The sequence below is a fragment of the Nocardia sputorum genome, assembly GCF_027924405.1.
In the GTDB taxonomy this organism is placed as follows: Bacteria; Actinomycetota; Actinomycetes; order Mycobacteriales; family Mycobacteriaceae; genus Nocardia; species Nocardia sputorum.
Window position 1 is genome coordinate 5,846,867 of record NZ_AP026978.1, and the last position, 14,796, is coordinate 5,861,662.

Consider the following 14,796-nt stretch of genomic DNA (forward strand, 5'->3'; position numbering starts at 1 on the left):
AGGTCGATAGGCTTCCGCACATGGCTTCTGGAGACATCGTCCCGATCGAGCTCGGCCTGACCGACGGCGATCTCGTCACCCTGTGGGCACCGCGCTGGCGAGACGGTGACGACGAGTGGGAGGCGTTCCTCGGTCACGAGGACGCCCTCTACGGTTTCGAGTCCGTGGCGGAGCTGGCCGCGTTCATCCGCACCAACGCCGACAACGACCTCGTGGACCATCCGGCGTGGAAGGTCGTCGCCGGTCTCTCCGCGGTCGAACTGGAGCCGGAGGAGAACTTCACCTTCGACTTGGTCGCGGTGCCGGAGCTGGCGGCGGGCGATCCCGACGTCGACACCATCGCCGAGCTGGAGGACACGCTCGGCATGGTGCGCAACATCGGCGAGGTGTGCGAACTAGAGACCGTCACCAAGTTCTTCGGTTCCCATCCGGTGCTCGGCGCGCTGCCGGGCGGCGTCAGCGCGTTCGTGGGGCGCGACGGCGAGGAGTTGTGGGACCAGATCGGCGCGGCCATCGCCAAAGGCTGGGACGACGTGCTGGACGCCATCGACTCCGTCGTGCAGACGCCCGAGGTCGACGCCGAGGCGGTCGCGGTCGCCGAGGCCGAGTTGCTGGCGGCCGAGGAGAACGTGGTCGACGCCGACGACGCGGCCGACAGCGACGAGGACGAGGAGTTCGAGCCCGTCGACCTGGACGACGATGAGGAAGACGAGGAAGACGACGTCGAGGAAGACGAGGACGAGTCGTTCTGGCACGAGGTCGGCATCGACCCGGTCAAGATCGTCACGTCCGAGGGCAGCGTCTTCACGCTGCGCTGTTACCTCGACGACGAGCCGATCTTCCTCGGCTCCAAAGGCTCGATCACGGTGTTCTCCTCCGAGCGCGCGCTGGCCCGCTACCTCGCCGACGATCACGAGCACGACTTGGCCCGGGTGAGCACTTTCGCCGACGTGCAGACCGCGGCGGTGGACGGCTCGCTGGAGGTCGAGGTCACCGACGAGAACGTCTACGTGCTGCCCGGTCTGGCCGAGGACTTGGCCGAGGGCCCGGAAGCAGTCGACATCGAGCAACTCGACTTGGCGGTCGAGTTGTTCACCGACGCCGCCGACTACGCCGACGACGCCACGGTGGAGCAAGCTTTGGCGCAATCCACCCCGCTGGGCTGGTACGTCTCCTACCTGCTGAATCCCGACCCCACCCGGTTGGCGCCGAACCCGCCGTTCACCGCCGAGGCGCAGGCCTGGCGCGAACTGGAACGCAACTTGGAGTCCCGGCTCGACAAGCAGTAACTAGCTCAGCCGGATCCAGACCTGCTCGGCCTGCCCGAGCAGGCGTTCGTAGGCGCCGTAGACCGCGGTCGAGGCCCAGCATTTGCGGCCCTGCTCGCCGTGGAACTCGCCCACGACGACGCAGCGCTCCTCGATCTCGGGGATGCCGTGCACGGTGGCGGTCATCGAGCCGAGCAGTGCGGGACGCTCGAGCATGCCGGGGAGCGACCAGCCGCCGGGGCAGTCCATCGCGGCCCAGAGCAGCGGCGGCCCCAGCGGCACGGTGTCGTCGGGCACCCACGGCGCGGCCACTCGGCGCTCGTCGACCCGGCCGGGTTCGATGCGCAGCCCGTCCGCCCGGCCGCTGCCGCAGACGAAGCAGGACGCGAACATCTCGATGCTCGTGTAGCTGCGCGTCGCCTGGACCGCGTCGTCGAACGCGACAGGATGCGGTGCGTCGCGTTCGAGTTCACCGCTCTTGGACTCGGCGATCAGCCTGTCCCCGTCGTAGAGCCGTTCATCCCGCACGGCGAGCGGCGTCTCCAGCGGCGGTGGACTGCGCAGGATCACGGTGACGGTCTGCTCGTCGCGCTGGTCGGCGAGCAGACCGGCCACGTAACCGCCGTTGCCGGAGTCGGGCGGACCGTTGAAACGGCGGGGGATGCGCAAAGTCGCCATGATCGCCACGCTAGCGAACCGTTTGCCGACCGGCTGTGGAACCGCACAGCCGACCGCTGCCGTTGCCGCCCGGTGCTTCGCCACCGCCCACTCTCGAGCGTGACCGCTATCCGATGAGCACCGCGTATCCGGGTTTGATGATGTCGTCGATGATCCGCAGCCGCTCCGGGAACGGGATGAACGCCGACTTCATGGCGTTGATAGTGAACCGTTCCAGGTCACTCCAGCCGTAGCCGAACGTCTCGACCAGCTTGAGCATCTCCTGACTCATGCTGGTGTCGCTCATCAGCCGGTTGTCGGTGTTGACCGTGACCCGGAAGCGCAGGCGGGCCAGCAGGTCGAACGGGTGCTTGTCCAGCGAGGGCACGGCGCCGGTCTGCACGTTCGACGACGGACACAGCTCCAGCGGGATGCGCATGTCCCGGACATAGTTGGCGACCAGCCCGAGCTCTGCGTCCTCGACCGCGCCGGGCACGCTGATGTCGTCGGTGATCCGCACGCCGTGGCCGAGCCGGTCGCAGCCGCAGAAGGCGAGCGCCTCGTGAATCGAGGGCAGGCCGAAAGCCTCGCCGGCGTGGATGGTGAAGTGCGCGCTGTTCGCGCGCATGTATTCGAACGCGTCGAGGTGCCTGCTCGGCGGGTAACCGGCTTCCGCACCCGCGATGTCGAAGCCGCCGACCCCGCGATCACGGAAGCGCACCGTCAGTTCCGCGATCTCCCGCGAGCGCGCCGCGTGCCGCATCGCGGTGAGCAGACAGGTCACCACGATCGGGTGCCCCCGCTCCGCGGCGAGCGCCTCGCCTTCGCGGAATCCGGCCAGCGTGTGCTCGACCACCTCGTCCAGCGTCAGCCCGCGTTCCAAGTGCTGTTCGGGCGCGAAACGCACCTCCGCGTACACCACGCCGTCGGCGGCCAGATCCTCGGCGCATTCGCGGGCGACCCGGCGCAGGCCCTCGGGTGTCTGCATCACGGCGACGGTGTGGGCGAAGGTCTCCAGGTACCGCTCCAGCGACCCGCTGTCGGCCGCGTCGCGAAACCAGGCGGCCAGGGACGCCTCGTCGGTGGCGGGTAGGTCGTCGTAGCCGCTGTGCGCGGCCAGTTCGAGCACCGTAGCGGGCCGCAGACCACCATCGAGGTGGTCGTGCAGCAGCGCTTTCGGCGCTTGGCGGATCGAGGCGAGAGTCAGAGGCATCGGTCCAGTCATGTATCGACGGTAGCCGCAGCGCGCCGAAACGGCAGCCTGGTCCGGTCGTAACAACCATCTCGTCGCCCGCCGGATGCGGGCCGGTCCACCACCGGACACCGGCAGGTTGCTGCACCACCAGCGAGCCGCTCCGGCACTCGTGGGACGCGCACGGCTTCGCGACTCGGTCGTCGACCGGAGGCTCGCCGCCCGCTCGGCTCGCTCAACCACCCGGTGCGACGCGGCGACCGCGGTCGTCCCCGGACATCCCGCGCGGTGCGATGCCTGGACCTGGCGCCGTGATCACCGTCCGCCCATCGCGCCGGGCGAGTCGCGGGCCGGGGCGGCGAACCGTAGTCGGAAGGCGTGCGCTGCCTCGATGCCGGGAGACCGGCGCACACGGACACTATCGACGCCATGCCCGGCGACGGCGGCGGACAGCACGACCGAGCAGGCGGCATACGAGCAGGCATTCAGCCGAGAAGGGCGGCGAAGCAGCCACGATTCCCGCGACAGCGCTGAACCCTGCGCTCGCGGATCGCTCAGGACACGATGCGGTCGAGAATCAGCGGATCCGGAGCGGGCGCGGCATCGGTTCCGATGGTGACGGCGTCACGCAAGGCCGCGATGGCTCCGGGGAAGGCCTGGGGGGTGTCGGTGTGCAGGGTGAGCAGCGGCTGCCCCGCTGTCACGGCATCGCCCGGCTTCGCGTGCATCTCGATGCCCGCGCCGAACTGCACGGGATCGCCCTGACGGGCCCGGCCCGCACCGAGCCGCCACGCGGCGACACCGACACCCAGCGCGTCGAGCCGGGTCAGCACGCCATCGGCGTCGGCGCGCACGGTCTCGGCGTGTTTCGCGGTGGGCAGGGGCGCGTCCGGGTCGCCGCCTTGGGCGCGGATCATCGCGCGCCAGTGGTCCATGGCCCGGCCGTCGGCCAGCGCGTCGGCGGGATCGACGTCGAGCCCGGCCAACGCGACCATTTCCCGGGCCAAGGCGATGGTCAGCTCCACGACGTCGTCGGGACCGCCGCCCGCGAGCACGTCGACGGATTCCGCGACTTCCAGGGCGTTGCCCGCGGTGCGGCCGAGCGGGGTGTCCATGGCGGTGAGCAGCGCGACCGTGCGCACTCCCGCGTCGTCGCCGAGTTCGACCATGGCGGTCGCCAGGGCGCGGGCGCCGTCGATGGTCTTCAAGAACGCGCCGGAGCCCACCTTGACGTCGAGCAACAGCGCGGCGGTGCCCTCGGCGATCTTCTTGCTCATGATCGAGCTGGCGATCAGCGGGATCGACTCGACCGTGCCGGTGACGTCGCGCAAGGCGTAGAGCCGCCGGTCCGCGGGCGCCAGATCGGCGCCCGCCGCGCAGATCACGGCGCCGATGGCAGGGTCGGTCAGCAGATCCCGCATCCGGGACGTCGGCACGTCCGCCTGCCAGCCGGGAATGGACTCCAGCTTGTCCAGGGTGCCGCCGGTGTGGCCGAGACCGCGCCCGGACAATTGCGGTACCGCGGCGCCGCACGCGGCGACCAGCGGGGCCAGCGGGAGCGTGATCTTGTCGCCCACCCCACCGGTCGAGTGCTTGTCCACGGTCGGGCGGGGCAGGTCGGTGAGGTCCATGCGCCGCCCGGAGGCGATCATCGCCGCGGTCCACCGCGCCGTCTCACGGCGGGTCATCCCGCGCCAGAAGATCGCCATGGCCAGCGCGGACATCTGCTCGTCGGCCACCGCGCCGCGGGTGAACCCGTCGACCACCCAGTCGATCTGCGCGTCCGACAGTTCCCCGCCGTCGCGCTTGGTGGTGATGATCGAAACCGCGTCCAGAGCCGTCACGGTCGCCAAGTCTGGCACGCGCCGCCGCGCACCGGGTTCTCGCCGATGGGACGCAGCTGAAGGGACTCGCTACACCTGCCCGGCATCCAGGTCGTCGGGGCCGAACGCGTCCGGCAGCAGCGCGCGCAAGGGCACCGGCCCGGACTTGTGATCGACCAGGAGATCGCCGCCGCCGTGCTCGTGGAGCAGTTGGCGGCAGCGCCCGCAGGGCATGAGGATCTCCCCGCGCGAATCCGCCACCGACACGGCCACCAGACGACCTCCGCCGCCCGAAATATAGTTACCGATGAGTACACATTCGGCACACAGGCCCAATCCGTATGAGACATTTTCCACATTGCAACCGCTCACCACGCGGCCATCGGCGCTGAGAGCGGCGGCGCCGACCGGAAACCGCGAGTACGGCGCATAGGCATTTCGCATAACTCGAAATGCGTTGTCACGCAACAAGTTCCAGTCGATTTCCGGCACAGGGAACCTCTCTCCCACCGACCCGATCACGGCCGCGCGAGGGCCACGACGGAACCCCGCACCCATCAAGAAAGGTAAGCCTAACCCGATCGACTGTCGCGCAACGCACGGTACGCCGAATTAGTTCCGCGATTGCTGGAGGATTAGAGTCCAGAACAGATCGGTTCAGGTTCCTGCGACGGGCCGGAGTACAGCCACCTGGGCATTCGCCCGCCACGCCGTCGGCGTCGGACCTGCGACCGGGTCCATCAACGACGTTGGAGGCACCGCACTCTATGACCACGATTGAAGCTCCGGCCCAGCCGAAGCGGAAGACGCTGTACCGAGGCGACCCCGGAATGTGGTCGTGGGCGCTGCACCGGATCACCGGCGTCACCATCTTCTTCTTCCTCTTCGTCCACGTGCTGGACACCGCCCTGGTGCGCGTGAGCCCGGACACCTACAACGAAGCGATCGAGACCTACAAGACGCCCATCGTGGCGTTGATGGAGATGGGCCTGGTCGTCGTCGTCCTGTTCCACGCGCTCAACGGCGTCCGCGTGATCCTGGTGGACTTCTGGTCCAAGGGCCCGAAGTACCAGCGCCTGATGCTCTGGATCATCCTCGCGGTCTGGTTCCTGCTGGCCGTTCCGGCGATCGGGCGCCAGTTCTTCTACCTGTTCACGGAGCACTGACAATGAGCGAGCGAAGCGAGCGACCCATGAACACAGCCGCCAGTGCGGTCATGCCGGAGCCGAGCGCCAGCGAGGTGCAGGCATGAGCGCACCTGTCATCGGAAAGTCGTACGACCGTCCGGCCAGCCTGGACCTGCCGCGCTCGCCGCGCGCGCGCTCGAACAACAACTTCGAGAAGTACGCCTGGTTGTTCATGCGCTTCTCCGGCCTGCTGCTGATCGTGCTGGTGCTCGGCCACATGGCGATCATGCTGCTGCTCGACGGCGGCGTGAAGCGGCTCAACTTCGCCTTCGTCGCAGGCCGCTGGTCCAGCCCGTTCTGGCAGTTCTGGGACCTGACCATGCTGTGGTTGGCGCAGTTGCACGGCGGCAACGGCCTGCGCACGGTCATCGACGACTACTCCCGCAAGGACTCGACCCGCTTCTGGCTCAAGACCCTGCTGGCCGTCTCGATGATTCTGATCATGGGCGTGGGCACCTACGTCATCTTCACCTTCGACCCCAACATCAGTTAGGAACAGGCCCCCTCGCATGAGTGAATCTCGTCCTGTCCAGGAGCACCGCTACGACGTCGTCATTGTCGGCGCGGGTGGCGCGGGCATGCGCGCCGCGATCGAGGCCGGCCCGCGTGCTCGGACGGCGGTGCTGACCAAGCTGTACCCGACCCGCAGCCACACCGGCGCGGCCCAGGGCGGCATGTGCGCCGCGCTGGCCAACGTCGAAGAGGACAACTGGGAATGGCACACCTTCGACACCGTCAAGGGTGGTGACTACCTGGTCGACCAGGACGCCGCGGAGATCATGGCCAAAGAGGCCATCGACGCCGTGCTCGACCTGGAGAAGATGGGCCTGCCGTTCAACCGGACCCCCGAAGGCAAGATCGACCAGCGGCGCTTCGGCGGCCACACCCGCGATCACGGCAAGGCCCCGGTCCGCCGGGCGTGCTACGCCGCCGACCGCACCGGCCACATGATCCTGCAGACGCTGTACCAGAACTGCGTCAAGCACGACGTGGAGTTCTTCAACGAGTTCTACGTACTGGACCTGGTGCTCAGCGAGACCGATCGCGGCCCGGTCGCGACCGGCGTGGTCGCCTACGAGCTGGCCACCGGCGAACTGCACGTCTTCCACGCCAAGTCGATCGTGTTCGCCACCGGCGGCTCGGGTCGGATGTACAAGACCACCTCGAACGCGCACACCCTCACCGGCGACGGCATGGCGATCGTGTTCCGCAAGGGCCTGCCGCTGGAGGACATGGAGTTCCACCAGTTCCATCCGACGGGCCTGGCCGGGCTCGGCATCCTCATCTCCGAGGCCGTCCGCGGCGAGGGCGGCATCCTGCGCAACGCCGATGGCGAGCGGTTCATGGAGCGCTACGCTCCCACCATCAAGGACCTCGCGCCGCGCGACATCGTCGCCCGCTCGATGGTGCTCGAGGTGCTGGAGGGCCGCGGCGCGGGACCGAACAAGGACTACGTCTACATCGACGTGACCCACCTCGGCGAGGACGTGCTCGAGGAGAAGCTGCCCGACATCACCGAGTTCTCCCGCACCTACCTGGGTGTGGACCCGGTGAAGGAACTGGTGCCGGTGTTCCCGACCTGTCACTACGTGATGGGCGGCATCCCCACCCGTATCCGGGGCGAGGTGCTGCGCAACAACAGCGACATCGTCCCCGGTCTGTACGCCGCGGGCGAGTGCGCGTGCGTCTCGGTGCACGGCGCCAACCGTCTGGGCACCAACTCGCTGCTGGACATCAACGTGTTCGGCCGCCGCGCCGGCATCGCCGCCGCGGAGTACGCGCAGCGCAGCGAGTTCGTCGAGTTGCCGGAGAACCCGGCGCAGATGGTGCAGGACTGGCTGGCCCAGCTGCTGAGCGAGCACGGCGACGAGCGGGTCGCCGACATCCGCACCGAGTTGCAGCGTTCGATGGACAACAACGCTTCGGTGTTCCGCACCGAGGACACGCTCAAGCAGGCGCTCACCGACATCCACGCGCTCAAGGAGCGTTACGCGCGGATCACCGTGCAGGACAAGGGCAAGCGCTACAACAGCGACCTGCTCGAGGCCGTCGAGCTCGGCTTCCTGCTCGAACTGGCCGAGGTCACCGTGGTCGGCGCGCTCAACCGCAAGGAGTCGCGCGGCGGCCACGCCCGCGAGGACTACCCGGACCGCGACGACGTGAACTTCATGCGCCACACCATGGCCTACAAGGACGGCTCGGAACTCCTTTCGGACATCCGCCTCGACTTCAAGCCGGTGGTGCAGACCCGTTACGAGCCGATGGAGCGTAAGTACTGATGACTGCTGTTGCCGAAGCACCCTCTTCGCAGAAGCCCGCTCCGGTCCCCGAGGGCTCGGTGATGATCACCGTCAAGGTGGCCCGGTTCAACCCGGAGGACGACAAGGGCGCGCACTGGGAGTCGTTCCAGGTGCCGGTCCTGCCGACCGACCGCTTCCTGAACGTGCTGATCTACATCAAGTCCTACCTGGACGGCACGCTCACCTTCCGCCGGTCCTGCGCGCACGGCGTGTGCGGTTCGGACGCGATGCGGATCAACGGCGTCAACCGGCTGGCCTGCAAGGTGCTGATGAAGGACATGCTGCCCAAGGGCGGCAAGTCGATCACCGTCACCGTCGAGCCGATCCGCGGCCTGCCCGTGGAGAAGGACCTCGTGGTGAACATGGAGCCGTTCTTCGACGCCTTCCGCGCGGTGAAGCCCTACCTGATGACCTCGGGTAACGAGCCCACCCGCGAACGCATCCAGAGCCAGGCCGACCGCGCCCGGTTCGACGACACCACCAAGTGCATCCTGTGCGCCTGCTGCACCACCTCCTGCCCCGTGTACTGGAGCGACGGCAGCTACTTCGGCCCGGCCGCGATCGTGAACGCCCACCGCTTCATCTTCGACAGCCGCGACGAAGGCGCCCGCGAGCGCCTCGACATCCTCAACGACGTCGAAGGCGTCTGGCGCTGCCGCACCACCTTCAACTGCACCGACGCCTGCCCCCGCGGCATCGAGGTCACCAAGGCCATCCAGGAAGTCAAACGAGCGCTCCTGTTCACCCGCTGATTCCCGGCTCGGTCGTAAACGAAGGCCGCTTTCACCACCCGGTGAAGGCGGCCTTCGTGTTTCCTGGAGCGCACCGCATTCGTCACGGCCGCTCGTTCGCAGGAGACTGTCGGCACTCATCTTCTGCTAGCACTCGAAGTGGCGGGCAATCCGCTGTTGCGTCGCAGTCGTCGACAGCTTCTGAGTCGTCGGCACCGATCGGATGCGGGATTCCATACTCATCGACCGCAGCCCAGGTCCCGTCATCCCAACGCAGCCAACCGATGCGGGTCATGCCAGCGCCTCGTCCGCCAAGCCGCTGCTGTACGCCGCTGCCGCGAGGTATTGCAGGCAGTTCGAGCCGTGCCCCGAATGAGCATTGAGGACGAACCTAGCCTCATCGAGGGAACGAAAAGCGCCCTCCACGAAACAGTTGCGATGAAAATGGCGCCACTGTTCGGCGTCGGCCAAGGTGATGGTCATCGGGCGATCCGTTCCGCCCGCAGCGACGGCGTGATGTGTCCGGCGTCAACCAAAGTCCAGTAGGCAAGCCGCTTGATGTCACAGGTTTCGGCCGGGCAATCGCGATACTGCTGCATGATCCGGTGCGCTTCCGCGACGGAGACACCAGGTAAGACATCCGTGATTCGTTCCGTTGCAGCAGAGGGTTGATCCTCTCGTTCGAGGTAACGCAAACCCAGGCAAAAGGCAGCGACAGTGGCGAGGATCGTGACGACCAAAATAGGGACAAAAGGGTGCATGACTGACCTCGAGTGTTGTGGGCGCTGTGGTGCGACGCGGACAAAGCCGAACGCCGCCGGACAGTTCCAGGAGACCGTGCACATCCCGTCATTGGTAAGACGCGCAACTCGGGCGGGTGTGTGCAAGGGGTGTGTGAACGCGGGCGTGATCATGGCGTCCGTGCTGTTTTCCGTGACACACTCCCGGACATGGGACGTCAGCCCAAGCAGCCGAACAGGCACCTCGCGGAACTGTTGGAGGAAGCCGGTCTGAGTCGAAAAGGTCTCGCACGCCGCGTAGTCGAGCATGGGAGCGCGGTCGGGGTCGCACTTCGCTACGACCACAGCGCAGTAAGTCGGTGGCTGGCCGGTGAGCAGCCGAAGCCGCCGGGGCCGGAACTGGTGGCCGAAGTACTCACCGAAGTAGTGGGCCGCCGTGTAATCCCGTCCGACTGTGGAATGTCCGGCGGGGCGAGCACTGCCGACCTCGGATTGGAATTTTCGTTGAGCCTGTCGGAGGCAACAGCTGCCGCGACTGCGCTATGGAGGAGTGATGTGGAGCGACGGCGTTTCTTGATAGGAGCGTCCTACGCTGCGGCGGTCTATCCGGCCGCGTCGATGCGATGGCTGACCATGCCCGCGCCGGAACATCCGATTTCTTGCTCAGGTCTTCGCCGGATCGGCCAGTCCGATATCGACGCGGTGCGAAAGATGAACGCCGCTTTCCGCGACTTGGACAATCGTGTCGGTGGCGGCAAGGTTCGCTCGACTATCGTTCAATATCTCCACAGTTCGGTAGCGCCACTACTGCGTGGCAGCTACACCGAGCCGATCGGACGTCAGTTGTTCGCTACCACTGCTGAACTCACCAAGCTCGCAGGATGGGCCGCGTATGACTTGGAAGAGCACGGCCTCGCACAGCGCTATCTGATCCAAGCTTTACGGATGTCCCGCGCCGCAGGAGACGCCGGACTCGGCGCTGAGATCCTCGCCGCGATGAGTCATCAAGCCATCTATGTCGGCCGACCGGGCGACGCGATCGATCTCGCTCGAGCGGCGCGTATCTCAGCGCGCACCGCTGGACTGGCGGCTCTTGAATCCGAATGCCACGTGATCGAGGCACATGGTCACGCGGCGCGCGCAGACAGTTCCTCATGCGCCGGTTCCCTCAATGCGGCGGAACGAGCCTTCGCCCGCGCTGAAAGCACCCGCCCTCCCTGGCTGGAGTACTTCGATGATGCCTATTTGTCCGCCAAGACCGCACACTGCTTCCGTGACCTCGGCGACACTGCCCGTACGGCCCATTTCGCCGAACGGTCATTGAACATGTCAGACGGCTACGTCCGAGGGCGCGCGTTCAACCTGTGTCTTCTGGCATCCGCCCATGCCGATGACGACCCGCGAGAAGCAGTACGGATCGGCACCGAGGCCCTCGAGATCGCCAACGGCCTGGAATCACAGCGGACGCTCGCATACCTGCGAGAACTTCGCCATCGACTCGCTCCGTACGCCACGCTCCCGGAAGTCAGCAAATTCCGACAGCAGGTGCTCTCGATCGCTAGGCGGGCAGACTGAGCGCCCGGTACACCGCCACTACTGTCGCCGCGCCGACAATCTCGCCGCGATCAATCATCGCGGCCGCTTCCTCGAGCGGAATCCATCGAATGTCCTCGGCCTCGTTGATATCTGGTTCGGTGTCGGTCAGGTCGGCACCGCGCGCAAGGTAGACCTCCTGCGGCTGATCCAAGGTGCCAATCGCAGGCTGATAGGTAACCAGCCGTTCCATTGACCGTGGACGCCAACCCGTCTCTTCTTCCACCTCCCGCGCCGCAGCGGCGGCGACGTCCTCGGCATGATCCACATAGCCGCCCGGTAGTTCCCACACCCAACGGTCGATGATGAAGCGGTGGCGGTACATGAGCAGCGCCTCGCGTCTTTCGTTGAGCACCAACGTCATCGCGCACCGCGGCATCCGTGCCACATACTGGGTGAACTTCACTCCATCGGGTAGCTCGACGTCGACGGTCGACAACTTGATATGGCGATTCTCGTCCACGACGTGCTCACCGTGGATTGTCCACTGCGTCCGGGCCACGGTTCGACCGTATACACATACGACCATCTACAGGGCAGCAGCCCCATGCCTTGCCCCTGCGTACTGGAGCCTACTTCGACCCGGCCGCGAATATGAACGCCCACCGCTTCATCTTCGACAGCCGCGACAAAGGCGCCCGCGAACGCCTCGACATCCTCAACGACGTCGAAGGCGTCTGGCGCTGCCCGGGGGCACGAACGTCGGACGAGGCGAGCGGCCGTCACGTTCCCGCCGACGGGAACACCGGCGAACCTCGCTTATGCTTCGGCTCGGGTCGGCCTAGCGCGTGGCGGTTCACCGATGCGCGACGGCCCGTGCAGCAGCCGGAGAGGGCCGGGCCGTCTCGATATCGACCTAGGGGGTTGCGTGGCCGAATCGCTGTCGGTCGACCTGGCCCAGCTACGCGAATCGGCGGCGGAGCTGCGGCAGGCGGCCGAAGACGCCGAACGGATGGCGAACGAACTGAAGGCGGCACTCGCCGACGAGGGTGAGTTCTGGGGTGACGACGAAGCCGGCGAGACGTTCGCCCACACCTACAAGCCCGGTGCCGACCGTACGTTGGAGGGGTTCGACGACCTCGTCGCGGACATCCGCGCGATGAGTTCCGCGATGAAGCATGCGGCCGATGCGTTCGAGGACGGGGACCACTACGGCAGGCAGAACATCCGGAACTCGGCCGACGATGGCATCCCGTACCCGAACGCACCGAGCCAGAACCGGCCGGCAGGACCCATTCCGCAGGCGCCCAGCGAATCCCTCGGCCACACAGACGATGCCGCACGGGCGCCGGGCACGTCCGATCGCCCGGCGAACCGAGACTCCGCCCGTCCGCAGCCGGGCGCCCCGAACGACCGCGGCAGCGTCGATACACAGCAACCCCGGACATCGGGCCAGCAACCCCCGATATCCGGCCAGCAGCCCCCATCATCAGGCCAGCAGCCCGCGGAGTCCGGACAGCAACCTCCGGAATCCGGACAGCAGGACGACTCGACGAGCAATTCCCCAGAAACCGAATCCTCCAGGGAGAAATCCGGTGACCAACCCCCGGCAGCCGAGACCGGATCGCCGACGACGCCCCGTAACAGCGTAGAGCGACAGGGAGCGCCGGCGGATACACCGACCAGGCAGCAGGCGGGTCCACAGACGATGCCGGGCGGCCGCAACGACTCTGGCAAGCCGTCGGCGAATACGCCGTGGACGCGCAACGGGTCGGGCACCCCTTGGGCAAAGGCGCCGAGCCCTTCGGGCGCGCCGGCGAACGAAACCCCGCCTCGGGTATCTCCTCCACGCACCCCGGACCGCCCGCCCGCGGGCAAGAAGCCGGAGCGAGCTCGGCCCCCGCGGAAACGGGCCCCGAAACCTGCGGACGTGCGGACGGGCCGAGCAACCGATGCCGAGGCCATGCGGATCGCGCGGGAGATGGCCGCTCGGCACAACATCGAAATCGTCGGATTCGACGCGGCGGGGATCGCCGCGGCAACGGTCCAGGACATCGCCGATGCTGTCGACACCGTCCTTCCGCGGATCCCGGTCGTGCGCGGAATCGAGATCCGGGACGCGCCGGATTCGCTCTCTGCCGTCGAGGATCGCGGCACGGAAAAGCAATCAGGGGAGGTGGCGCCGTGGATCGTGCTGGCTCAGGCTGCTGTGATCGATCCTCGGAAGTTGGCGGGCGGTTACCGGGCGACGACCCGATCCGGTCCTCCACGGCGTCCGATGTATGCCGCGATCCTGCGGGAACTCGGCGCCGCGATCGACCTCACCGGCGGGTTCCGGGCACACAAGGAGGCGCAACGCGCGCTCATCACCGAATACGTGCGGATCAACGACCCCCGAGGCCAGACGCTGAGCCGGGTGGTCGCCGGCTACAAGCGATGGCGGGCGCAGCTCGGCGACACCTGTTTCGAGCAGGGTCTGTTCGTTCCGGGCAGAGCGCTGGCCGAGGGATTCGCCGCGGTCGAATCGAGTGAGGACGAGGCCAACGGACCGCAGAAGGTGCTGGGTCGGCTGCTGGTGGTGATGTCGCGTGCGGCGTTGCCGGACCGGCAATGAGACCCGTTGCCGCCTGGGCGGACGCCGTCTGGCCCTTCCCCCTTCCCACCAGCGGTGAAAGTTGCCACGCACCTGTCGGTCATCATTATGGGCACGTTCGGAGGTCCGCGGTCGTCGCTGCCCGCTGACGATTTCGAGTCGGAAGGTTGTGGCATGGATCGATGGGAGCGCGAAGGCCTACGCTCGGCCAACAACGGCATGCGCAACCAGCTCGAACATCTCCTCGACTCCTTCGAACGTCAGCAGGGCCGGCTCGCCGATGTGTTCCGAGAATTGGACAATGCCCGCACGCAGGCGAGTTCTCCCGACCAATCGGTAGAGGTGACCGTGGACGCCGCGGGCGTGCTGACGGACCTGCGCCTCACGGCCGCGGCAATGCGCCAGACACCGGAGCAGTTGAGCAGCGCGATCGTGGACGCCACTCGGGCCGCGGCGCACCGGGCGCAGCAGCAGGCCGAGACCCTCGCCGCACCCCTCGACGCCGACTTCGACGACCTGCCCGACCTGCCCGATATCTCCCCGGGCGCTCCCAGCCTCAACGAGATTCGCGCCTTCTTCCGCGGGGACAACAAAGACTCCCCGAGGTAGCACCGGGGCGCGTAGTGCAGACGATACTGCGTACCTGCCGACGACCGCAGTGGAACTTCCCACCGGCGGAAGGGCATGGGATTCGGGTGCGACCGTGCGACGGCGGCAGCAGTAGCGTTCACGGAGCCGCTTGCCGGATACGCATCGACGGACGCGAGCACAC

15 protein-coding genes and 1 pseudogene are annotated in these 14,796 nt (G+C 67.2%); 9 read left to right on the forward strand and 7 right to left on the reverse strand.

What is annotated here, in order from left to right:
* Positions 1–20: 20 nt before the first annotated feature.
* On the forward strand, positions 21–1,289 hold the full coding sequence (locus tag QMG86_RS26460) for a SatS C-terminal domain-containing protein (RefSeq protein ID WP_281875363.1): 1,269 nt from the start codon (positions 21–23) through the stop codon (positions 1,287–1,289).
* Here QMG86_RS26460 and QMG86_RS26465 read toward each other — a convergent pair whose 3' ends face one another.
* From QMG86_RS26465 to QMG86_RS26480, 4 genes are all read right to left on the reverse strand, one after another.
* On the reverse strand, positions 1,290–1,946 hold the full coding sequence (locus QMG86_RS26465; protein ID WP_281875364.1) for a hypothetical protein: 657 nt from the start codon (positions 1,944–1,946) through the stop codon (positions 1,290–1,292).
* 106 nt (positions 1,947–2,052) lie between these two features.
* Positions 2,053–3,150: an adenosine deaminase gene (locus QMG86_RS26470; RefSeq protein WP_281875365.1), complete on the reverse strand. Its 1,098-nt coding sequence runs from the start codon at positions 3,148–3,150 to the stop codon at positions 2,053–2,055.
* A gap of 521 nt (positions 3,151–3,671) precedes the next feature.
* Positions 3,672–4,961, reverse strand: coding sequence for a thymidine phosphorylase (locus tag QMG86_RS26475; protein ID WP_281875366.1), 1,290 nt, complete (start codon positions 4,959–4,961; stop codon positions 3,672–3,674).
* A 69-nt stretch (positions 4,962–5,030) separates the two neighbouring features.
* Positions 5,031–5,432, reverse strand: a complete 402-nt coding sequence (locus QMG86_RS26480; protein WP_281875367.1) for a cytidine deaminase — start codon at positions 5,430–5,432, stop codon at positions 5,031–5,033.
* Between the two features lie 275 nt (positions 5,433–5,707).
* On the opposite strand from QMG86_RS26480, the gene sdhC reads away from it, so the two are divergent.
* The 4 genes from sdhC to QMG86_RS26500 all read left to right on the forward strand — a co-directional run bounded on the left by sdhC (position 5,708) and on the right by QMG86_RS26500 (position 9,179).
* Positions 5,708–6,106: a succinate dehydrogenase, cytochrome b556 subunit gene (gene sdhC, locus QMG86_RS26485; RefSeq protein WP_281875368.1), complete on the forward strand. Its 399-nt coding sequence runs from the start codon at positions 5,708–5,710 to the stop codon at positions 6,104–6,106.
* Between the two features lie 82 nt (positions 6,107–6,188).
* The gene (locus tag QMG86_RS26490) at positions 6,189–6,620 is read left to right on the forward strand and encodes a succinate dehydrogenase hydrophobic membrane anchor subunit (protein ID WP_039796191.1); all 432 of its coding nucleotides are present in this window, start codon (positions 6,189–6,191) and stop codon (positions 6,618–6,620) included.
* Between the two features lie 16 nt (positions 6,621–6,636).
* Entirely contained in the window at positions 6,637–8,406 is a 1,770-nt protein-coding gene (sdhA, locus tag QMG86_RS26495) for a succinate dehydrogenase flavoprotein subunit (protein ID WP_281875369.1), read from the forward strand.
* Entirely contained in the window at positions 8,406–9,179 is a 774-nt protein-coding gene (locus QMG86_RS26500) for a succinate dehydrogenase iron-sulfur subunit (RefSeq protein ID WP_063025311.1), read from the forward strand. Before sdhA ends, QMG86_RS26500 begins: the two co-directional genes overlap by 1 nt.
* Before the next feature lie 270 nt (positions 9,180–9,449).
* Here QMG86_RS26500 and QMG86_RS26505 read toward each other — a convergent pair whose 3' ends face one another.
* Together QMG86_RS26505 and QMG86_RS26510 are read right to left on the reverse strand one after the other, a co-directional pair.
* Complete coding sequence (locus QMG86_RS26505; protein ID WP_281875370.1) at positions 9,450–9,641, reverse strand: hypothetical protein; 192 nt, start codon at positions 9,639–9,641, stop codon at positions 9,450–9,452.
* Entirely contained in the window at positions 9,638–9,919 is a 282-nt protein-coding gene (locus QMG86_RS26510) for a hypothetical protein (protein ID WP_281875371.1), read from the reverse strand. The genes QMG86_RS26505 and QMG86_RS26510 overlap by 4 nt, the downstream gene beginning before the upstream one ends.
* A gap of 189 nt (positions 9,920–10,108) precedes the next feature.
* Between QMG86_RS26510 and QMG86_RS26515 the strand changes: the two genes are divergently transcribed.
* Positions 10,109–11,473, forward strand: coding sequence for an NsdA family TPR-like regulatory protein (locus QMG86_RS26515; RefSeq protein WP_281875373.1), 1,365 nt, complete (start codon positions 10,109–10,111; stop codon positions 11,471–11,473).
* Here QMG86_RS26515 and QMG86_RS26520 read toward each other — a convergent pair.
* Positions 11,457–11,993 (reverse strand): NUDIX domain-containing protein, encoded by a 537-nt coding sequence (locus tag QMG86_RS26520; RefSeq protein ID WP_281875374.1) that lies wholly within the window; start codon positions 11,991–11,993, stop codon positions 11,457–11,459. The two genes, QMG86_RS26515 and QMG86_RS26520, sit on opposite strands and share 17 nt — an antisense overlap.
* A 65-nt stretch (positions 11,994–12,058) precedes the next feature.
* Between QMG86_RS26520 and QMG86_RS26525 the strand changes: the two are divergent.
* The 3 genes and pseudogenes from QMG86_RS26525 to QMG86_RS26535 all read left to right on the forward strand — a co-directional run.
* A pseudogene (locus QMG86_RS26525) lies at positions 12,059–12,178 on the forward strand (succinate dehydrogenase iron-sulfur subunit); the annotation flags it as partial.
* 181 nt (positions 12,179–12,359) lie between these two features.
* Positions 12,360–14,045 carry a hypothetical protein gene (locus tag QMG86_RS26530; RefSeq protein WP_281875375.1) on the forward strand — a complete coding sequence of 562 codons (1,686 nt, stop codon included), beginning with the start codon at positions 12,360–12,362 and terminating at the stop codon, positions 14,043–14,045.
* A gap of 153 nt (positions 14,046–14,198) precedes the next feature.
* On the forward strand, positions 14,199–14,633 hold the full coding sequence (locus QMG86_RS26535) for a YbaB/EbfC family nucleoid-associated protein (RefSeq protein ID WP_281875376.1): 435 nt from the start codon (positions 14,199–14,201) through the stop codon (positions 14,631–14,633).
* The last annotated feature ends 163 nt before the right edge of the window (positions 14,634–14,796 follow it).